This is a genomic window from Bradyrhizobium sp. SZCCHNRI2009 (assembly GCF_032485115.1).
GTDB lineage: Bacteria > Pseudomonadota > Alphaproteobacteria > Rhizobiales > Xanthobacteraceae > Bradyrhizobium.
Genome location: NZ_JAUEUH010000002.1, coordinates 287,198 through 309,222 on the forward strand (window position 1 = coordinate 287,198; position 22,025 = coordinate 309,222).

9 protein-coding genes, 1 tRNA gene and 1 pseudogene are annotated in these 22,025 nt (G+C 65.8%); 5 read left to right on the forward strand and 6 right to left on the reverse strand.

The window, feature by feature from the left end:
* The first annotated feature begins 3 nt into the window (after nucleotides 1-3).
* From QX041_RS08940 to QX041_RS08950, 3 genes are read left to right on the forward strand one after another with little or no spacing between them, the layout of a single operon-like run.
* Nucleotides 4-3,627, forward strand: coding sequence for a hypothetical protein (locus QX041_RS08940; RefSeq protein ID WP_316165039.1), 3,624 nt, complete (start codon nucleotides 4-6; stop codon nucleotides 3,625-3,627).
* Nucleotides 3,624-5,039: a hypothetical protein gene (locus tag QX041_RS08945; protein ID WP_316165040.1), complete on the forward strand. Its 1,416-nt coding sequence runs from the start codon at nucleotides 3,624-3,626 to the stop codon at nucleotides 5,037-5,039. The genes QX041_RS08940 and QX041_RS08945 overlap by 4 nt, the downstream gene beginning before the upstream one ends.
* A gap of 14 nt (nucleotides 5,040-5,053) precedes the next feature.
* Complete coding sequence (locus tag QX041_RS08950) at nucleotides 5,054-15,595, forward strand: LysM peptidoglycan-binding domain-containing protein (RefSeq protein ID WP_316165041.1); 10,542 nt, start codon at nucleotides 5,054-5,056, stop codon at nucleotides 15,593-15,595.
* Between the two features lie 119 nt (nucleotides 15,596-15,714).
* Here QX041_RS08950 and QX041_RS08955 read toward each other — a convergent pair.
* Nucleotides 15,715-15,791, reverse strand: a tRNA-Arg gene (locus tag QX041_RS08955).
* 116 nt (nucleotides 15,792-15,907) lie between these two features.
* Entirely contained in the window at nucleotides 15,908-16,168 is a 261-nt protein-coding gene (locus QX041_RS08960; RefSeq protein ID WP_315717684.1) for a hypothetical protein, read from the reverse strand.
* 221 nt (nucleotides 16,169-16,389) lie between these two features.
* Between QX041_RS08960 and QX041_RS08965 the strand changes: the two genes are divergently transcribed.
* Nucleotides 16,390-16,833, forward strand: coding sequence for a hypothetical protein (locus tag QX041_RS08965; protein WP_316165043.1), 444 nt, complete (start codon nucleotides 16,390-16,392; stop codon nucleotides 16,831-16,833).
* A 249-nt stretch (nucleotides 16,834-17,082) separates the two neighbouring features.
* Here the strand turns inward: QX041_RS08965 and QX041_RS08970 are convergent, their stop codons facing one another.
* Nucleotides 17,083-17,376 carry a histone gene (locus QX041_RS08970; RefSeq protein WP_315717686.1) on the reverse strand — a complete coding sequence of 98 codons (294 nt, stop codon included), beginning with the start codon at nucleotides 17,374-17,376 and terminating at the stop codon, nucleotides 17,083-17,085.
* 72 nt (nucleotides 17,377-17,448) lie between these two features.
* Nucleotides 17,449-18,894, reverse strand: coding sequence for a deoxyribodipyrimidine photo-lyase (locus QX041_RS08975; protein ID WP_316165044.1), 1,446 nt, complete (start codon nucleotides 18,892-18,894; stop codon nucleotides 17,449-17,451).
* Between the two features lie 126 nt (nucleotides 18,895-19,020).
* Here QX041_RS08975 and QX041_RS08980 point away from each other — a divergent pair, with 126 nt between their 5' ends.
* On the forward strand, nucleotides 19,021-20,724 hold the full coding sequence (locus QX041_RS08980) for a methyl-accepting chemotaxis protein (protein WP_315717688.1): 1,704 nt from the start codon (nucleotides 19,021-19,023) through the stop codon (nucleotides 20,722-20,724).
* Nucleotides 20,725-20,733: 9 nt separating this feature from the next.
* On the opposite strand, the pseudogene QX041_RS08985 reads toward QX041_RS08980, so the two are convergent.
* Nucleotides 20,734-20,877, reverse strand: a pseudogene (locus tag QX041_RS08985) (C4-dicarboxylate ABC transporter permease); the annotation flags it as partial.
* A 548-nt stretch (nucleotides 20,878-21,425) separates the two neighbouring features.
* A complete protein-coding gene (locus QX041_RS08990; RefSeq protein ID WP_315827864.1) occupies nucleotides 21,426-21,935 on the reverse strand; it encodes a DUF6789 family protein in 510 nt (169 codons plus the stop codon).
* Nucleotides 21,936-22,025 lie beyond the last annotated feature (90 nt).

The window sequence follows — 22,025 nt, forward strand, 5'->3', positions numbered from 1 at the left end:
AGCATGGACGCGTCCGCGTCAGCGCAGTTCGAGCAGGTCGACTCCTCTGCGATTTACGAGACCAGGGTTGCCGGCTCGGTTGGCTGGGCCGGCTACCTTCTCGGCACGGGCTCGTCTCTGCCACCGTTCATCAATTACGACGACTCGCTGAAGAAGTACGGTGGCAGTTATTTGTTTGCGACACAGCGGCCCGCCGATCTCGATCGGGATCCCGGCGGGTTCGCCGAGCGTGTCCGGGCCTATATCAGCAAGGCGACGCGCAATCGTGCTGTCGTCTGGCTCGCGTCGGCCAACCCGGTCGCGTTCGGCGACTTCGAGCGCTATGGCGTCTCCTTCATCAATCTGCCGCCGGTCTACCAGGTCTCGGGCAACCTGAACCTGTGGTTTGCCAGCAACGCCAAGTTCTACATCCTCGATCAGAGCCGGATCGATATCGAGGGTGGGGCGCTGCGCCTGTCGGGCTCGGCGCTGAGCTCACCTCCGTTCATCGGCTTTTCGGGCAAGGGCGACAACCCGCTGGGCATTCGCCTTGCGCCGACCTCCAACAATCGCATCTACGCCTATGTGCCGTTCGGCGGCGCCAACACCGGTTGCGTAACCTTCGATGGGCTGCTCGATTCGAAGCAGGCGTTCGTCAGCCAGGGCTTGGAGCAGGGCATCCGCTACGTCATCAACAACAGCGCGACGACGTCGCTGCAAGCTGCGCAATATGCAGCCATGACGGTGGCGGCGTTGCCGTCGCAGCTTTCGATCGCAGGTGCCTTCGACCTCGGCGATCCGGCCAACCGCGTGATCGGCCGAGAGCAGCTCGAGCAGGGGTATCTGCGTTCGGGGTTCGCCATCAAGGGGGCGCCTGCGCTGACGAGCGAATTCCGCACGACCGGCGGGCGTGTCGTGCAACTGACGCCGCTCGGGGCTAGCAGCACGGATACGGCGCCGGCGCTCGGAGCAGGGGGCTTCGCCTTTGCGACCAGCGCCGCGAAGACGGCCGCGGTCGACACTGGCACGACCTATCTCAGCCTGGCCGGCCACTATGCGCTCGGCGCCGATGGCAGTTCGACGGGGCAGCTTGCGAAGCTGATGGGTGGACTATTCGGATCGGAGGCGCTCAGCTTCAAGGCGTACGACGCCAGCCAGCCCGCAGCGCAGAACGATCGTCTCAACGCCATTCCCTCGAAGCCCGGCTACGCGCCGGTGTTCCCATTCGAGACGGCGGATCTCAACCGTCCCGCGAGCGGTGCCGTTGCGCCGCGCCTGACCGACGACCACCAGACCTCCTGGGTGACCATCGTCGCCGGGGGCGGGGCCGTCGACTATCTGGCCGAGCCCGAGGGCAGCGCGATCTATAGTACGGCCGCGGCCGGCGCTCCGAATGCGGAGATCCTGCAATCGGCACCGCCATTCATGCCGCTCGCCCAGGGCAGCGACAAGACGTTCCCGCTGGCGCCTTATGGAGCTGCTGCGAGTAGCGGCCTCGATGGCGCGACGCTCGTCCAGTTCGAAAGCCAGATCGTGGCTGCAACCCGCAAGTCGCTGATCTCGAGCTATGGCAGCAAGACGTGGTCGGCGCGTGTGCAGGCGGCGCGGGCTCACGCGTTGCGCGGCACGCTGCCGGACGGCCCGAGCACCGATGGGACGACGCCGCAGGGCTTCATCATCGAGCGAGATCCGACGACGGGGGCCTATCTGAAGGTCAGCATGGCGCAGTCGATCGACCGCGACGGCAACACCCTGCCATTCGCGCTATCCGCTCCCTCCCAGGCGATGCAGGACGCCTTGCAGACCAACCAGCTCTTTCTGGTCGCCGTCAATCCGGAGCCGTTCGGCACAGGCGCCCAGTTCGCCAACACCGTCAATATTGCGGGCTGGACCATGACCGCGGCGGTCGGCGCCGGCGCCTCGGCCACCGCCTACCGCAACGTGATGATCATGAAGTTCTGCTCTGGCTCGTTGCTGGAGCGGGTCACGAATGCCAATCGCTGGACGTCCGCGGAGCAGTTCTCTTTGTTGCCCGGCACACCGCCGGTGACCGCTGCGCTGTCCTACACCGGCCTGTCGCAATGGCTACAGGACTACATCGCGGACGCCATCGCACGCTCGAAGGGACCGTCCGGCCCATTCTACGAGAATTTCGCGCGCATCGCCCAGGACCCGAACTGGACCGGCGTCATCGTGCTCGCGGCCGACCTCGGCCAGCGCGACATGCCGCCGGAGATTGCGGGGCTTGCCGCCGGCATCGACTTCACCCGCTTCAACGCCCATCATTTCGGCTTCACCGTCAGCCGCGTCACGGTCGACGGCCGGAGCGGTCGGATCACGATGCCCCAGGGCAATTCGAGCCTGTTCGGGCTGATCGACTACGAAGATCCGCGCTATGCGATGAACATCTCCAACGGCGTTGCGCCTGACGTGCCGGTGGCGGTGCAGATGAGCGGCGAGTTCGATTTTACCGTGCTGCAGCTGCAGTCGTTGTTCGAGAACGCCAGGCTGACGCGGTTCGACAGCCACGTCCAGCTCTCGGTCGCGGCGCTGTTCGGCGCGCCGGTGGCGCGGCTGTACTCGCGCGGCAAGCCGCAGCCTTTCACGGGAATCGTGCTCAAGGGCAGCTATGTCGATCAGGGCGGCCGCGGCGCCTATGTCTTCGAGCAGAACACGACCAACGTGCTGACCAGCCCGTCGAACGTGCTGCCGGCCGTGGCCTTCGACCGGGTGCAGTTCAACACGATTGGCATCCAGGACCAGGGCGCCACGGTGGCGAGCAACTTCCTTGTCTGGGGGCAGCTCGATTTCACGGCGCTTCAGAGCACCATCGGAGAGACGCTCGACCTGCTGTCGTTCGGCAGTCCGCCGGATACGCCCGAGGAAGCGCTCGGGGTCGGGCTCGCCTTCTCCGGCCTCGTCATCGGCATGACCTATCCGCAGGCGACGCCCGGAGCCAAGAGGTTTGGGGTCGCGACCGGCAACCTGGCCTGGAATCTCAACGGCTCGACGATGCGCGACACCAGCCTGTTCCGCGGCTTCGCGCTGCAACTGAAGAGCTTCGTCAACGCGACCGGTGATCAGAAGCCGTCCGATCTCGGCTTCCTGCCGGTGACGTCGCAGCTCAACCTCACCGAACTCGAGGGGCCCTGGTTCGGCGTCGTCTACGACATCACGCTGGGCGGTCCGGGGGCGCTCGCCTCTGGCGTCGGCTTCCAGTCGCAGCTGCTCGCGGCATGGTCACCGGTCACCACCGGGTCGGATGCGCAGCACGCGGTCTTCATCGGCATGAGCCTGCCGGGCGCGGCGCCCGGCGCCAGCCTGTTCAGCATCCAGGGCGTCATCAAGGTTGCGGTCGGGGCGATCTCGATCCTGCGCCAGCCGGTGCCGACCGCATCGGGACGCAAGCTGTCGGATGACGGTCCGAAGTGGTTCTACTGCCTGCGGATCGACGATATCGCCATCAAGATATTCGGCATCGCCAAGCTGCCGCCGTCCGCCAACATCCAGTTCTTCCTGTTCGGCGATCCCGACAACACCGGCAGCCTCGGCTGGTACGCCGCCTATGTCGCCGACGACAATCCGGGCTGCGAGCAGTCGCTCGCATTCGCCGCACGCAAGCCCGAGCTACAGGAGCCGTCATCATGACGCGGATCCTGTTCTGGAATATCGAGAAATTCTCGATCAACAAGATCTTTTCGGCCTCGATCAAGCGGCAACGCGGGCATGGCGGTCTCAACGACATGCAGAGCGCGATCCAGCGCCGCGCGGTGATCAATGCCGTGCTGGCGGCCGTGCAGCCGGACATCATCGTCATCATCGAGGTGAGCTCGGGCGACAATGCGCCCAACGCTCTGGCGAGCCAGACCGGCGGCATCAATGCGCTCGCCATGGTGCAGTTCGGGCTCAACAACCCCGCCACGATGGTGGCGGGCGGATGGAACGCCGTGCCGCCGCTCTACACCGGGGTCGGTGGGCGCTCAGAGACGGTTGGCATTCTCTATCGCCGCACCAACACCGCTGGCACCCTCAACCGCTACTTCACCGGGCCCAACATCTGGACCGGCGGGCATGGCGGCGTGTCGGTGCCGCCGGGCGGCGGCGTCGCCACGCCGTACAATGGCATGGTGGTGCCCCTCGGTGCCGTCAACGTCAATGGAATGCTGGTGCCTCCGGGCCTGGGCGGGGTGCGCCAGATCCCTGCGGGTGCCCAGCACAATGGCGGCCTCAACGAGGACGTCGTCGCGGCGCGGATCGCCTTCACGACCACGCTCGGCGCTCCTGTTGCCTTTGCCGGACTGCGCGAGCCGTTCATGGCGACGTTCACCGAGGCCGATAATCTCGGCGTCGTGCAGCGAGACCTCACCATCTTCGGCATCCATTCCCCGCCGAACAATCCGGCGGCGGCGAACTACATCACCACGCTGTCGACGATCAACGACGTCGTCGGCGCTCTGGGCGTAAACGAGACGCGGGTGATCGGCGGCGATTTCAACGTCAACCTGTTCGCCGTCAATGGTACCGCCTCGGGCCTCTATAATCCGCTCACCGGCGGTCCCGGTGCCTACACGCTGCTCGTCAGTCCGACGGCGGTGGGCGTTCCTGTCAATCTCGACCAGTACAAGGGTTATTTCTCCACCCATATCCGCGGCAAGGACAAGACGGCGGCGTCCAAGTTCCTCTGGTCCAACGGCGGCGGGCCGGGACAGAGCTTCTATCCCGGCTACGGCTATGTCGGCTCGAACTTCGTCGCCGCGCCGTTCTACTCGATCGACAACGTCCTGGTCTGGCCGCACAACGGCATGCACAACTATCAGACCACGATCATGAACACGGTGACCGGCACGCCGATGAACGGGGTCATGGCGCCGCCGGACAATCCTCCCCCCGGTGCGATCGCTTTGGCCAACCAGTTCACCGCGCCGCCGATGGGGTGGCCGGGCGCACCGACGGCGGCGAACTATCCGGGGATCGGCGGTGCCGGAAATCTGACCGGCTGGAGCAATTACGGGCGCGTTCGCAACACCAGCGATCACTTCGGCATCTCTGCCGACATCTGAGGGAGCGCCGGCTGATGAGCGCTATCGACAATCTCCGTGCCGCTGTCGAAGCCGCCGCCGGCGACACCGCCTTCGCGCTCGATGCCGCCTTCCTGACGGCGGGCCTCGCCGATCCCGCCGTGAAGGTCCCCGCAGACTACGACGCCTGGCTGAGCCAGGCCTTCTTCCTCAAGGCCGCGGCCGACTTCAAGGTGACGGTGGCAAAATCCGATGTCGGGCCCGTCGAAGGGACGGCGTTCACGGTGCAGTCGGCGACGATCCCGTTCATCGGCGCCTCGGCTCCGCTGGCCGCGAAGGCCACGCTTGTCTTCACCGTGGACGGCGACCAACTGATCGTGCAGGTCGAGGCGACGCCATCGAACTGGACCTGGACCAGCAGCTTCGCCTTCATGGGCGGCTTCCCGTTCAATCAGTTCGGCACCCTGAAGAACGTCAGCTTCGTGTTCTCGACGGCGACCGGCACCTACCCGTATGGTGACTCCGCAGGGCGTGCCGTGAGCGGCGGCGCGGTGCAGAATTTCGTTGCCAAGGTCGCTCTGCCGGATGTCGCCAAGCCGTTCCTGCTGCTGTTTCCAGGCCTCACCGCGCCGACCGGCGATCTGCTGCTGAGCGGCGCGCTCAACATGGGCATCTTCAACGGCGAGACCGTGCTGTTCCCGCCGGGGCAGCTGCGGGCCGCGATCCAGGACGGCACGTTCAAGCTCGCGTCGCAGTTCACGGTCAGGGATCCGAGCCTCGCTCTGACCATTCCCGCGCCCGATGGCGCCGATGAGGTCGACGGCGTGCTGGTGCTGGCCGATCCCGCCGATCCGGATGCCGGAGATCAGGCGCCGACGCTCGCGATCTCCTCGCAGTTCGACGTCGGCAGCACCGGCTCCTATCAGCTCGACGTCGAGATCACACCCGGCGCCGATGCCAACTATTCGGTGGCACTTGCCGTCGTCGAAGGCGGCGCGCCGCTGACGCCGGCCACGGTGATCGAGGTGATGGGCGGCAATGGCGGCTATCTCGCCGCGACTCCCGATGTGCTGCAGCAGTTCCTCGCCTTTGTCGGTCTCAACGGCTTCTCGATCGCCGGCACGCTCGGCCGCTCGCCGACGATCACGGCGGTCTCGATCGAGATCGGCAGCTCGAAGGATACGAGCTGGCAGATCCTGCCGCCGACCGGGGTGCTCGACTTCAAGATCACGAGCTTCGCGCTGCAATGGTCGATGGCCTATCCGTTCGACGGCACCAAGCGGCAACAGACCTACGACTTCACGACCGAGTTCGTACTGGCGCCGAGCGTCTTCAAGGGGCCCGACGGCGAGGGCGACGGCGTGTTCACCGTCCAGTTCACCTCCGCGAAGCAGTTCTTCGCATCCTTCGCCGGGACCGCGAAGCTGAGCGACTTCCTGACGGCACTGTCCGGCGGTGCCGTCGTGCTCGACGTCGAGAATGTCGGCGATTTCGAGCTTGGCGACATCGCGGTCGCGGTCGACTACGGCGCGCAGAGCTTTCAGTTCGACGCCGGCTTCAGCCTCACGCTCAATCTGCTCAAGATCAACAACCAGCCGATCCTTGCCGTGCGAGAGGGGACGGTCTCGATCGCGGCGCAGACTCCGACGCAGACGCCAGACGGGGGCAATGCGACGACGCTGCTGCGGGCGGCGCCGCTGCCGATGCTGCGGACCTCGCGAGGGGGCGCGCTGCAAACCGCCTCGCAGACGCAATGGAAGTCGAGCGTCGGAGGCTTCCTCGATGTCGGCCCGTTGCACACCAAGGTCAGCGTGACCTATGACGGGTTCGAAACGCCGAAGCGGTGGGACCTCGCCGCCTCGCTGGAGGAACCGCTCGAGGTCTCGGACCTGATCAACCAGTTCTTTTCGCCCGGCAGCGCCTACGGTTTCCCGAGCTTCCTGCCCGGCGACCTCATCATCTCCGAATTCGCGATCACCGCGACCATTCCGGCCGAGCAGGGCGAGCTGAAGACGAGCTACGACATCACCGTCGGCTTCAGCTGGACGTTCGCCTTCGGCGATCAGACCGTCGGCATCGATCCGGCGCGGCTCGGCGTCAGCTATGACGGCCAGAAGCCGGCCCAGCAGCAGTTCTCCGGCTTCGCGCAAGGCACCTGGATCTACTCGGCGATCAACCTCAAGCTCACGATGGGCTATGAGTTCAAGACGACGGAGGCGGGCTCCAACAACATTCTGTTCGTCGAGTGGGAGGGTTTTCGAGCGGATTGGGAGAGCGGCAAGGAGCTGGTCACGTTCAGCCTCAAGGGCTGGAGCATCGGCTCGCTGGTGCAGGCGCTGGTGCGTACGCTCGGCAATCCTTACTTCACGCTGGATTCGCCATGGGACCTGCTCAACCAGATCTCGCTCGATGCGCTGCGTGTCAACGTCTCGCTCAAGAGCGGCGAGAGCTTCTCGCAGCGCCTGTCGGCCAGCTACGAGCTGTCGAGCCCGATCAATCTCGGCTTCATCAGCATCACCGCGCTGACCTTCCGTCGCGGCACCGACGGAAAGGTGACGCTCGCCATCGAGGGCTCGAGCCCACTGGTCGCCGACGATCCGGCGTTCAAGAATCTGCTCGATCCCGCCAAGGGGCAGGACGTGCAGAACCTGCCGTCGGTGCCCGGCCGGGGCGAGGAATGGTTCAAGCTCTTCCTGCTGGTGCTTGGGCAGCGCATCGGCATCACCGGCCATTCCAGCTTCAACAGTACCAAGGAGGTGATCTGCGCACTGCAGTCTGTCCCCAGCACGACGGGCAAGATGAATCCGGTCGATCCCAATGCGGACGACGGCGGGACGCCCGGACTGCCCTATTACGACCAGTCCAACAACTGGCTCATTGCCGGGCATCTCGGCCTGATGAAGGTGGCCGGCGCCTGGTCGATCGATGCCATGCTGGTGTTCAATGACCCGAATCTCTACGGCCTGCGGCTGGCACTCGCCGGCGAGAAGATGGGCGGGCTCGCCAACCTCGTCGTCGACATCCTCTACAAGAAGATCACCGACGACATCGGCGTCTACCAGATCGACTTCACCTTCCCGGACATCATCCGCAACCTCAATTTCGGTGCGGTGTCGATCACGCTGCCGCAGCTCGGGATCAAGGTCTACACCAACGGCGATTTCTTCATCGACATCGGCTTCCCGTACAATCTCGATTTCCGCCGCTCCTTCTCGATCTCGGTGATCGTGTACGGCGTGCCGGTGCTGGGCGCGGGCGGCTTCTACATCGGCAAACTGTCTAACGCGACCTCGACCAAGATCCCGAAGACCAACCTCGGCACTTTCGATCCCGTCATCGAGTTCGGCATCGGGCTGCAGCTCGGTCTAGGCTACAATTTCGAGAAGGGGCCTCTGAAGGCGGGCTTTGCGCTCACCGTCTTCGGCATCGTCGAAGGCGTCGTGGCGCCGTGGCATCCCTATGACCCCGCGCGCACGCTGGCATCGCGCGCCAGCAGCGGCGCGCTGCAGAGCGACTATTATTTCAAGCTGTCGGGAACGGTCGGCATCATCGGCCTGCTGTATGGCAGCGTCGACTTCGCGATCATTTCAGCCTCGGTCAATGTCAAGATCGTGCTGTCGATCCAGCTCACCTATGAGAGCTATCGCGAGATTCCGGTGGTCGCCAACGCGAGCGTGACGATCAGCCTCAAGGTCAAGATCAATCTCGGCCTGTTCTCGATCTCCATCAGCCTGTCGTTCTCGGCCCAGGTCTCTGCGACCTTCGTGATCGGACAGACCAGCACGGCGCCATGGGAGGTTCAGGGGGCACGCGCCGACGCGCTGCTGATGCAGCGGGCTCACGCGCGCGGACCGGACGCGGCCATGCGGCTGGCGCGCAGCTTGAAGCCGCGACCGAAGCGGCTCGGGCCCGCTAGCGCCCGCCGGATGGGCCTTGCCGCCGCAGATGGCAACAAGCCGAAGCTGTCGCTGATGGCGGGCGCGCAGTACACCGTGCTTGCTCCGGAGGCAGCCACAGACGCAGCCTCGAACCAGGGGGCATTCGTGCTCCTGCTCGCAATGGACGCGCCGGATGCCGCGGCGAGCGCGCCGTCCGCCACCAAGACGTCCTTCGACGTGCTGGCCGAGGTCTACTTCCCCTGGATCATCGACGCACTGGGAAACGAGAGCGGGGATGCGGCCGAGCTCACCGAGACGCTGGCCATGTCGGTGACGCTCACCCAGCTCGAGGCCTATGTCGCGCGTCTCGCTGACACGACCGATCCGTTCCTGTCGATCAAGGGCCTGCTGCAGTTCCTGGCCGACGGCTTCACGCTCGACATCTTCAATCCGGCGACGGCGCAATCGTCGGGGCTGAAGACCAAGCTCGATGCCGGTTCGGTGCTGTTTCCGGTGTTCGACGGATTGAAGCTGCAGGTCCCCGGCATGTCCGGTGGCCAGACCTCGCCGATCGCGTTCGAGACCTACACCACGGCCACGCCCGGCTACGCGACCGCGGTCAGCAAAATATTCGCGCAGGTCGCCGCGAACATCGAGGCCCAGAACAAGGAAACGCGCCGGCTTGCCGCGGAGACCGATACGAGCTCGGCGGAGTCGATGGCGGCCCTGGTGTTCGTCGACACCTTCACGCTGATCGCGCGCCAACTGCTCCAGGCCGCGGCCGACGCGCTGCAGAGCTATGCCTATCCGCTGACCCCGACGAGCAGCATCGGTGCTATTCTCGATGAGCTCAACGGGATCGCCGGCAACGCCTTGACGATTGCGGATATCGTACAGCCCAATGTCGACCATGCCTTGGGGGCCGGGCTGTCCCTGCATATCGACGGCCTCGAATATGTGGTGCAGAGCGGGGACACCCTGCAGGGCATCGCCGGCCGCTATTCCGATGCGGCGTTGCCGCCGCGCTGGATCACGACGCCGGACCGCCTGATCGTGGCCAACCGGGCCCGTCACATGCTGCAGGGCGGCGTCGTCCTGCTGCTCACCAACAGCCACGGCCAGGAGCAGATCTGTGTGACGCGGCAGGGCGGCAGCTTCGACGACATCGCGCTGCAGCTCGGCGCGATCTCGATCGACGCGCTCGCTGCACAGAGCGTGCTCTACGGCGTCGCCGGCCTGCTGCAGCCGACCTTGCCGCTCGCGATCTGGCCGATCGCCTACAGGACCGCAGGGACCTCCGGCCCGTCATCCGATACCTTGTCGACGGTCGCGAACCTGTTCCAGACCACTGCGGTTGCGGTGGCGGACGCCAATCGCGGCGTCGCCGGCCTGTTCTCGGTGCAGGCGGAGCGCGGCCTGCTCACGGTCGGCAGTCTTCAGGCCCTGTCGGTCGGCGCGTTGTGGTCGGCCATCGCGGCCACGGGCCAGGTCGGGCAGACCGCCGGCATGGTCTCGCGCTTCCTGGTCTATGGATTGCGGCTGCCGGTCCGGGACGGACTGACCCTGTCGCCTGCGTTCCTCTATCCGAGGACGCAATCGGGCTACGGCGTCTATCAGCTCACGGGCCAGCAATTCCCGACGCCCAGTTCTGCCACGAGCTACAAGGTCGGCTTCGCACGCGAGACTCAGAGCCACGGCGTCCCGCTCGATTTCATCTTGCTGAACGACACCACCGACCTCAGCATGGACGTCGATCTGAGTCAGGCCTATGCCGCGCTGAACGTCGTCGTCAGCTGGGCCAGGGCGCCGGGCAATTTCGTCCCGAGCCCGACGTTTGCGGCGCTGCCGCTCGCCGAGCGTCAGCCGCGGCCGTTTACCGCCAGCGGCTACGCGCGCTGGTCGAGCGGATCCGTCGCGAGCCTGTTGGCTCTGACGAACCGCAGCGGCGTGGCCGCGGCGGCCGATGCCGGCGCGCAGGTGCAGCCGACGCTATGGAGCCTGCCGCCGGCGCAGACCAATCTGGTCGCCACGCGGGAGCAGTCGATCCGCGCTGTCATGCCGGATCTCCGCTCGACCTTTGCGCTGCTGCCGAAGTTCCAGCCGCAGACCGGGCGCAGCAATCCCGCGACCGGACGCACAGACTATGCGGACCTGGGGCGCTGGACCTGGTGCACGCGGCTCGATATTGAGATCAAGCGTCTGCCGGACGCGGCGGCGCTGGCTGCTCAGGGCACCGGCGCAGGCGATCTGCCGAGCGGTCCGGCATCGGCGCCGTCGCTGCCGTTCGTCTATGAGCTCGTCGGACCCAGCTCGGAGGACGCGGTGCGGCTGCAGCGCATCCTGACCGCCATGGATGCGCTGGGCGAAGGCATCGCCTCCGCCGTCTTCCTGCTCTACAACCAGTCCGGACCCGGCGCGCCGATGCTGGTGACGCCTGCGGACGCCGACTTCCTCGCCTTTATCACCCAGACCAACCTGTCGACCGAGACCAATCCTGCGGCGGCGCTGCGCCTGATGCTGAGCGCCGAGGACGCTCCGCCGCGCGGCATTGCCAATTCGCCGGCGCAGTTCATCCGCCTGATGTGGGAGCTCAGCACGGTCCGCAGCGGCGGCTACTATCTCTACTACGAGAACGTCGAAAGCGAGGAAGGCCTGCCGGCGGCCGTCTTCGATTCCTCCGGCTCTGGCATTGTGACAATGGTCGTGACGTTCGCGGCGCAGGGCAGCGAGTCCTTCGGCACCACGCTTCCCGACTTCGTCAACGCCTTCGTGACGACCGACGCTGTCGATCCGCAGAGCGATCTGGTACAGACGGTGTCGCTCGCCTCGACCGCCCAGACGGCACCGGTTGCGGCGGGAGCATCGCTCGATGCGCTCGCGGCGATCTACGGCCCCGGGCCCGGGCGGATCGCCGAGGTCAACGCGACCAAGCCGCTCGCCGCGGGCGCGCTGGTGCCGATCGTGGGCGCGGTGCGCCAACTGACCGACGCGGATCTGGTTCGCGGCACCGGGGGGGCCATCGACGCGCAGGCCACGCTCGACAAGCTCGCCAAACTGTTCTCAGCCGGTGCAGTCCATCCTATCACCGGCCAGGACATCGCCGCCTTCAATCCACAAGTCGCTGTTGCGCTGGCCGCCGTGTTCTACATCCCGCCGCTGGCCTATCAGGTCAGTTCCTCGGCCGCGCCCGGGATGAGCTTTGCCAGCATGGCCTCCTATTACGGGTTGGATGTCGACCTGATCGCCCGTGGCGCCAGCGCAGCGCCCGGGCTGTTCCCGGTCAATGCCGTGCTCGATCTCGATCCGCAGCTGTTCTCCCTGCGCGACCAGTTGCCACCGCAGAACATCGGGTTCTCGTTGACGCGCGACAATCTCGGCCTGCCGCCGGACGATCCAGCGGCGCCGGACTTTGCCAAGAAGACGATGTATCAGCTCTACACCTCGCTGGCCGCGGGGCTCGCGGGCAACGTCTTCTACAAGGCTACTCCGCTGGGCATGCCGTTCGGTCCCCAGGACCATGACGACGATGAGTCCAGTGCGTTCGAGAGCCATGCGCGCTCGGCGCGGACGCGCGGCGACCGCCTGGCGCAGGTTGCGATCGCTGATCTCGACTATCGCCAGTCGATCGGCATTGGTGCGCAGTTCGCGCTGGTCAACGCCGCGCCGGACCCGTCTGATCCGGATCTGCCGCCGAAGGCGGCCAATCCCTATCTCGGCGTCGGCACCATGGCGCAGGTCGCGCTGCAATGGCGCGACATCTTCGGCAACACCACGGTGACACCGTTCGAGGCGCCGCCGCAAGGGTACCGCGGCGCGCTCAACGGGGCTGCGGTGTCGATGCTGTACCGCGATGAGCTGATCGGGCTGGGGTCCTGGATCAATACCAATGCCAGCTACAGCTATGACGCGGCGGGCGGTGCCGCGTTCAAGCTTGCATTGTCCCTCAACGCCGCCGCCTATGCCGGGCCGGACGGTGCGGCGCGGGCCGCCGACGATCTCTCGCTCTACACCCGGATCTACTATCAGCTGCATCAGGATTATTCCGCCGATGTCGCCGTTCCCGTGCCGGGCGTCTCCGGTAACGCGGTGGCGATGCGGCTGTCGAATTCGCTGATGGCAAAGCCCGATGTGGATCTTGGCGATGCGCAGGCGGACATCATTCGCGGCTATGTGCGCGCGTGCGTGCTGTATCTGAAGCTCGTGACGCGCGGCCAGGCGCCCGCAGCCCCGGCTGTGACCTTGTCGCTTCCGGTCGACGTCAATGCGATCGCCGCCGGCAACATCCTCGAGCTCGATGTCACGCTCACGTTCAGCCGCAATCCGCTGCTGGTCGACCCGGCGGTGGCGGCGTTGCAGGGCGGCACCGGCGTGGCCGCGGCGATCCTGCCGCGTGCCGACGGCGACGGCAATGTATCCTACACGGAGTTCAGCAAGATCGTCGAAACGGTCTTCGTCACCGCCGACTGGTATCTCAAGGTCGGGCAGGGCCTGTCCCGCGACGGTGAGGATGCGGCCGACGGCGCTCAGCAGCTCTGGGCCGTCCGCTTCGGCAAGGCGGCCGGGCAGGGCATCCATTTCAAGCTGGGCACGTCACCGAGCTATTTCGCGCCGAAGCCGATCGCCAAGGCGCTTGCCAGCGGCGATGCGACGATCACGCGCTATGACAGCGGCGACACCGACACGCTGCATCTCGACGGTGTCGATCTGAACCAGTGGTTCCAGAGCGCGCTGGATGCCATCGATCAGTTCCTGTCGGCCGACTACGCGCCGCACGCGTTCATCCTCGACCGGATCGACGGCGTGACCGATCCGCTCAAGGACGGTTCGCTGGGAAGCGTGCTGTCGACCAAGGAATCGCTGGCCGATACGATCAGCCTGAAGACGCTGCCGGTGCTGTCGACCAGCGCGGGCGATCCTTCAACCGGATTCGCGGCCAGCGAGAAGCTGCGCCAGCAGCTGCTCAATCAGCTTGGCGCAGCCTATCGGGCCGGTGCGGCCGTCGTGTTCGGATTGACCGAGGTGACCGGCGGAGGCGATAGCAACCCGGCCGGTCCGCCGAACCTCTACGGTCAGCCGGGCGGCAGCATCAAGGGCGCCGCGGACAATCAGAATTTCACGCTGACGTCGACGCGCATCCCGCTCGGCGAAGTCTACGATCCCGCCAGCAAGACCTGGTACGATCCGCGGCTGGCCTTCGTATTTGCCACCAAGAACGTCGTCGACCAGGCCTATGTGCCGCTCGAGCTCACGCTCTCGCTCACTCATCTCGAATTCGAGCGGCGCACCGTCCCCGGAATCGACGGCTATGTCGATTCGCGATGGCTCGCCTTCGTCAACGGGCCGTTCAGCTATCCGCTGGGGACGCAGGTCACCAACATTCCCGTGGTCAACCGCGATCTGCCGACGCCGCCGACGGTCTCCGCGCAGCAGGCGCGGCAGCTCACCGGCGAGGGCACGACCGATCCATCGAAGCTGAACGCCTGGGGTTATTTGTTCGACTACCTCTATCAGCAGGCGGCAGCCGACGCAGTGTCCTGCACGATGGAGTTCAACCGGCCGACCGAGCCGACGCTGCGCGGCTCGGCCAGGTTGAGCGGCGAGCCCGACCTGTTCACCGCGCTCGCGCAATTCGTCACCAACTATCCGGCGATCCTGCGCGACCTCAACCAGTATCTGGTCGGCATCGATGGCGCCGAGCCGGATCCGGCGACGCTGGCTGCCGCGCGCAAGGCGACCGCCGCCTTTGCGCTGGAGACCAGGCAGATCGCGGATGCCTATGCGCGGGAGACGGTCGGGCCTGCAAGGCTGGCGGTCGCACCGGCGCATGTGATCGTGAAGTTTCTGTCGACGCTCGACAGCACCAGCGACGGGCACGCGCGCATCAATCTCGTCAACATCACCATCGATGGAACGGCGGCGAGCTGGAATGCGGCGGCCAACACGATCTCGAACGGCACGACCACGCTTCCGGCGCCCGCGATCGCGATTGCACCCGAGCTCTATACGCCCCAGGCCGTGCCTCCGGCAGAGCTGCCCGTCGGCGTGCAGATCGCCTACGTCTATGCGCGTCAGGTCGACGGCAAGACGGTTTATCTCGGCGAAGAGGAGGCACGTGAGTTGCCGGCCCGAACCGTTTCGATCGCTCCGCTCGACGTGCTGCTATACCAGAGCGGCTGGGCGTCGGTGTTCGTGCAGCGCAATCTCGCGCTGTTCCCGCTGGCAGATCTCAAGACCACCAGCACCAACCCGGCGTTCCTGTTCCAGACGCCGGAGGTGCGGTTCGCGTCCACAGTGGTTCCGCAGCTGAACTACACGGCGTTCTCGCTCGACGCGATGTCGGGGGCGACCGGTGACCTCGACGCGCGCCTGACGACGTTCTTCGCGGGGCTCTATGCCGGCGGCAATGGCGGCACCAGCGACGAGGTCGCGATGCAGGGCATGTACAGCTACGAGATCGTGGCCGGCCAGCCGGCGATCCCGCGCGTACGGCTGCCGATCAACCTGCTGACGCCGACCCCGTCAGCGGTCGATCCGGGCGTGAAGCCGCCCTTCGTGGCCCCGTTCGCGCAGATGATCGATACGTGGCGGGCGACGACGAAGCCAACGACGTCGGGCCGTGCCCGCGTCGAGATCGAGCTGAAGGTCTTCGGTGGCGTCGGCGATGCGACGCAGCCGTTGATCCAGGTCGGCCGGCTCACTCACGAGGTCACAACCGCTTGAGGCCGTGTCGGTCCCGGCATCGCAACTGCGGCCGCCGTGGGAGGTCATCTGGACAGGCCCAGCCCGCAGAGTCGGATCGCACCGGCTCAGGGCGCCGGAGTTGGGCTGGTCAAAGGCTCTGGCGCGCTCGGAGAGATTCGAACTCCCGACCCTCGGAATCGAAATCCGATGCTCTATCCAGCTGAGCTACGAGCGCGCGATGCGGGCCAAATCTCCCGCGTCACCGGGATACCAGACTTGGATGGCCAAGGCCAGCCTCCGCCGGACATGAACGGTCGTTCGCCGAAGCTGGCGGGGCGTCCATGGATGGCGTCAGAAGCAGGGATGCCGGCGGCGGTCCTGGCCGATGTAGGCCGCCGAGCTCTGGTAGCAGTGGTTGGTGGAAGGACCGTCATAGAACGCAAAGCTACCGGGCAGCGGGCCGGGGCCATAATTGTGCAGGAAGCTGATGGCGTAGGGCAGCCCGTAGTGGTGGCGATGATGCCGATGATGGCTGCGCGCCTCGGACGTGGCCGGCACCAGGGCGGCAATTGACACGATCAAGGCGGCGGCGAGGGATGCGAGCTTGCTCATGACTTTTCTTCTCCGGAAAACGACGTCAAGGCCGGCCGTCTGGCTGATAGCCTAACGCGGAAGTGGCGGAAAGGGTGCGCAAAAGGCGATAACCCGTCAAAATTTTGGCCTTTTCCGCGTGCTTAAGAACACCATGACAAGGTCCGGCAAGTGCCGTCGTGCATTGGGCCCGAGGCGTTGTCGCGACAGCGCCAGAAAAGACCGGGTTTGCCGTCCGATCCATGAATCGCCTGATCCCAAGCGTCGTGCTCCTGCTGGTCGCCGCTAGCCCGGCGCGTGCGGATTTGCACATTACGCGTGACCATGGTGGCTACATCGAAGAGTACAAGGCCAAGTACAGGCACGTCAGGGAAACGCGTCAGCGCGTCATCATCGACGGCATCTGCAATTCCGCCTGCACGCTCGTCTTCGGCTTCGTGCCGCTCAACAGGATCTGCGTCACGCCCAGGGCCAGCCTCGGCTTCCACCAGGCCTATTACGACAAGGCGTTCACGTTCGGCATCAAGGTCACCAGCGTGGAGGGGACGTCCGAGCTGATGTCCTATTACCCCGATTCGGTGAAGGACTGGATCCGGCGCAACGGCGGGCTCACCACCGAGATGAAGCGGATCAAGAACGGCATCGAGCTCTGGAAGATCGTCGACCCCTGTCCCGACGTCTGGTGACGGCACCGCCCGCACTGAATCTCTGTCCCAGCAGACCTCAGCCGGCAATCCGATCGCAAGCCAGTCCGGCGTCCGCGCGGCATCACCGGTCGCTGCGTAGCGCCGCGGATGCCAGGTCCCGGCTCCCAACCGCACGGCGACAAACGAAACAATCCAGCGCCAGATCGTCCCCACTACCGGGCACTGGATTGTTTCGCCAAGACCATCAGCGAAGGTGACGAGTCGCCTTCGGTCCCGAGCCAGGCAGAATCAGCGCTTGGCCTTCTTCGTCTTCTTGGCCGCTTTCTTGGTGGCCTTCTTGGCCGTCTTCTTCGCAGCTTTCTTGGCCGCCTTCTTCACGGTCTTCTTGGCGGACTTCTTGGTCGCGACCTTCTTGGCCTTGGCGGCGGCCCGCTTGGGTGCAGCCCTCTTGGAGGTCTTCTTCGCGGTCTTCTTGGCCGCTCGTCGGGCCTTAGGCGCCGTCGTGATCACCGGATCCTTCGGCGCCTCGGCGGGCATGCTGGTCTCGGTCACGGTCGGATCAGAGAGTGGAGTGTCGTCCATATCGGGTCCCCCGATTTGTTGGAAACCCTGCGACGATAGCTGGATTCTCTGTACTGTCAAAGCGCGCCCCAACTAATCACTTGTGCGCAAGCTTGCGTAGGCTGCCAGCGCGCGCTCCCGCCCGGGCTTGTGATCCACGATCGGCGCCGGGTAGGTGCGGCCGAGTTCAACCCCGGCCTCGGCGAGCTCGAGCGGCTTCGCCGCCCAGGGCTGGTGGATCAGCGTGGCCGGCAGGCGCGCCAGCTCCGGCACCCAGCGGCGGACATAGGTCCCGCGAGAATCGAATTTTTCGCCCTGCAGCACGGGATTGAAGACGCGGAAGTAGGGCGCGGCGTCGGCGCCCGATCCCGCAACCCATTGCCAACTTGCCGGATTGCTGCCCGGGTCGGCGTCGACCAGCGTGTCCCAGAACCACTGTTCGCCGAGCCGCCAGTCGATCAGAAGGTGCTTCACGAGCAGCGAGGCGACCACCATACGGACGCGGTTGTGCATGCTCCCGGTATGCCAGAGCTCACGCATCCCGGCATCGACGATCGGATATCCGGTTCGCCCGCGCTGCCAGGCCTGCAGCGCTGAATGATCCTGGGTCCAGGGAAAGGCATCGAAGGCCGGCTGCAGATTGCGGGTCGCGAGGTCGGGATTGTTGTAGAGCAGGTGGCGGCTGAACTCGCGCCAGCCGAGCTCACTCAGGAACTTGTCGATGCCGGCGGCGGAAGCTGGACGCTCGGCGGCGGCAAATCGCGCCGCATGCCAGACCTGGCGCGGGCTGATCTCGCCGAAGCGCAGATGCGGCGACAGCCGGGAGGTCGCCTCGATGTCGGGCCGGTCGCGATCGGCGGCATAGGTCTGCACGGCCGTTTCGAGAAAGCTGGCGAGGCGCGCCTGTGCCGCGCGCTCGCCGGCTTGCCATGACGCTCGCAGGCCGCCGGCCCAGTCGGGCTTGCGCGGCTCGAGCGCGAGCTCACCGATCGGCAAGCTTGCGCCGCCGGGGGCGTGCGACAGCCGGGCCGGCCGCGGCAGCGGCTTCGGCGGATCACCCAGAGCGAGCACACGCTTCCAGAACGGTGTGAACACGCGCGGGCCGCGCCCATCCTTGCCGCGCAACTCGGCCGGATCGACCAGAAGGTCATCGGGAAACACGCGTGAAGAGACGCCGATCTCGGCGAGTGCTGCTTCGACGCCGGCAGCCACGGCGCGGGGGCCGGCCTGCGCGACATCGTTCCAATACACCGCGCTGGCCCTGGTTTGGCGCGCCAGCTCGCCGAGCACCTTGGCCGCGGAGCCGCGCCGGATCACGAGCTCGGCGCCGAGCGCATGTAGTTCGGCCTCGAGTGCACGCAACGATTGCGCGAGCCACCAGCGCGCCGCGCCGCCGAGCGGACGCAATCCAGGGCTTTCCTGATCGTGGACGTAACTACAAACGATCTGAGTGCCCGACTTCGCTGCTTCATGCAACGCGGGGTGGTCAGACAGCCGCAGGCTCTCGCGAAACCATACGATGATGGGGGAGGAGGACATGATCAGGGTATCTTATTGCCGTTTTTATCGAGAGTTCCGGTATTCTACGCTCCGGAAAATAACCGCTTTGAAACCAACTACGGGCAGTTTGAGATTCAGTTGCAGTTCCCCTGGAAGGTTTATCTCGTGTCCGTCAAATTGAAGCTCGGCACCAAGGCGCTGATTGGCGCCGTTGTCGTGATCGCCCTGAACACAGCTCTCGTGGTCGGCGCGGCGTACTGGTCGCTGTCCTCCGATTTCACGGATCGCGCCAAACGCGACATCGAAGGCAATCTGCGCACCTTCGCGCTGACGTTCACCGAAACGTTCGGCGACGCGAAAGTCAGCGTGCAGAACGGCGTCGTTACGCGCATCGAGATTCCGGCGATTCCCGAGATCAAGGATCACGCGATCGTCGATCGCGCGGTGTCCTATGTCGGCGGCAGCGCCACGCTGTTCGTGGTTGATGACAGCGGCCAGTTCGTCCGCCGCTCGACCAATGTGAAGAAGGAGAATGGCGACCGCGCCGTGGGCACCCAGCTTGCCGCGGATCATCCGGCGCAGGCGCTGCTGCGCCGCGGCGAGGCCTACAAGGGCCCCGCGACGCTGTTCGGCAAGTCGTTCATGACCGCTTATTTTCCTGTCACCAATCCGGCTGGAAAGGTGATCGGCATTCTCTATGTCGGCGTGCCCATGGCCGAGCTCGACGCCATGCTGTCGCAGGCGATGCGGACCATGGTCGTCGCCGCTGCGATCGCCGCGCTGCTGGTGCTCGGCTTGACCATGCTGGCGGTTCGCCGCGTCACCAAGCCTCTCGCCGCGGTGACCGACGCGCTCACCGCCATCGCCGAGGGCCGCGAGGACGTTGCGATCAAGTCCGATGACCGCAGCGACGAGATCGGTGAAATCGCCCGCAGCCTGGTCGTGTTCCGCAGTGCCGCGAGCGAGCGGCGCCGGATGCGCGAGGAGCAGACCGCTGCGGCCGCAGCGGCTGTCGAGCAGCGCAAGGCCGAGCTGCAGCGTTTCGTCGATTCGTTCCAGGCCAGCATCGGCGGCATCATCGAGAACGTCTTGACCTCGTCGGGCGAGTTCGAGCGCGAGGCGCGCCAGCTCACCCAGACGGCGCGCACCACCGCCGACCTGTCCGGCCACTCGGCCGGCGCGTCGGAAACCGCATCCGAGCACGTCCGCACTGCGGCTGCTGCATCGGACGAGCTGTCCGGCTCGATCGCCGAGATCATCCGTCGCGTGCAGGAGTCCAACGCCATCGCCGCCGAGGCGGTCAACCAGGCGACCGCGACCGACCAGCGCATCAAGGAGCTGTCCGACGCCGGCAACCGCATCGGCGACGTCGTCAAGCTGATCACCTCGATCGCCGAGCAGACCAACCTGCTGGCGCTCAACGCCACCATCGAGGCCGCCCGTGCCGGTGATGCCGGCCGCGGCTTCGCGGTGGTCGCTCAGGAGGTCAAGACCCTGGCCGGCCAGACCGCCAAGGCGACGGAGGAGATCTCCAGCCAGATCGCCAACATGCAGACCGTGACCCAGGAATCGGTCGACGCCATCAAGGCAATCGGCTCGACCATCGAGCGCATCAACGGGATCGCCGCCTCGATCTCCGCCGCCGTCGAACAGCAGCGCGCCGCTACGCAGAACATCACCCAGAGCGTCCGCTCGGCCGCAACCGGCACCGCAGAGGTCGTCGAGAACATCCGCAGCGCGGCGCGTGGGGCAGGCGAGACCGGCGAAAGCTCCAACCGGATGTTCGCCTCGGCGCAGGCGCTGTCCGGCGAGAGCCTGCGGCTGAAGGCTGAGGTGCAGAAGTTCCTCGACGGCATGCGCGCGGCCTGACACGGCTGCTCACCCGTCGCGCAATCGTGGCAGGATGGTCACGATGCCCGGAAACAGCGTGAGCAGAAGCACGAAGCCGATCATGATGACGAGGTAGGGGGCGGTCACGCGCGCGATGTAGCCGAGACCGTCCTCCGTCAGGCCCTGGATCACGGACGGTGCCCGGGACGACAACAGAGATCTGCGCAAGCGTCTCAAGACATGACCTCGCATTCCCGCGGCATGAGCAGCCCGAGTTCTGCGGCCTGTTTACCCTCTGCAAAACGAGAGGGCGCAGGGAATGCCGGGTGAAGGCCTCACCCATGGCCCGCCTGCGAAAAAAATGCAGGCGGCAGGTACCACAGGCAAAGCCGATCAACCGGCATTCCCTGCGCGATGTCTTCACGCTTATACGCAGTCTCCCTGGTGCGCCGGGCGTGTTGGCCACCATGATCCGCGCGGCGCGTTAGCGCCGTCGCGAACGTGACACCAGCTTCGGGGTGTCAGGACGCTGCGACTTCACGTCCGCGATCATGCCGGTCGTCTGCGCGAAACGCGCGTCCGGCATGGTTCGCGGCCACCGCATCCCGCACCGACGTTCGTGACGACGCGTACGTCCCTCTGCATGGGGCAGGACGACGTGGATCATACATGATTTACGAGAAAACGAAAGAGAAGAATTCGGCCTTTTCGAAATTGGCCGGGCGACCTCCCGGCGACGGTCAGGCGTGATTGCTGTCTCCGCGGCCAGGCTCGATCTTCTGATCCGGTCTCTGCAGGGCCGCATACACGGCGCCCAGCACGACGCTATACGCCTCGACCATCGCCAGCGAAAACAGCGCCGGGCCGGCGCCCAGGCCGAGCGACGTTGCGAACGGTCCAAGGCCGATGGCGGGAAACAACCCGATTCCGAGCAGCAGCCAGCCGGCAAGCCCGAGCAGGAAGCCTTTGGCGACACCGCTGCCGCCGGGCAGGCGGTGGAAGAAGCGCCCGAACAGCAGGCCGATCAGGAAGGCTCCGTTGAGCTGCGAGAGCAACCACAGCGGCGCCCCATCATGCATCGCTCGGGCGAACAGGGGCGAGAGCGTGTCGAGAAGCGCCGTGGCGGGATCGAATTGCGGCAACAGGTGAAGCCCGCTCTTGAGCTCCATCAGGCCGATATGCGCCAGCGTCCCGCAGCCCGATGCGACCGCCGATGTCCATATCCAGCGATAGCTGCGTATCGTTGTCATCTCCTCAATTCGCCATGGCTCTGCAGTGATCCGTTGATCTCGCTCAAGCACCAAAGCTCGCCGCGCGCTTAGTTTGCGCAAACTCATCGG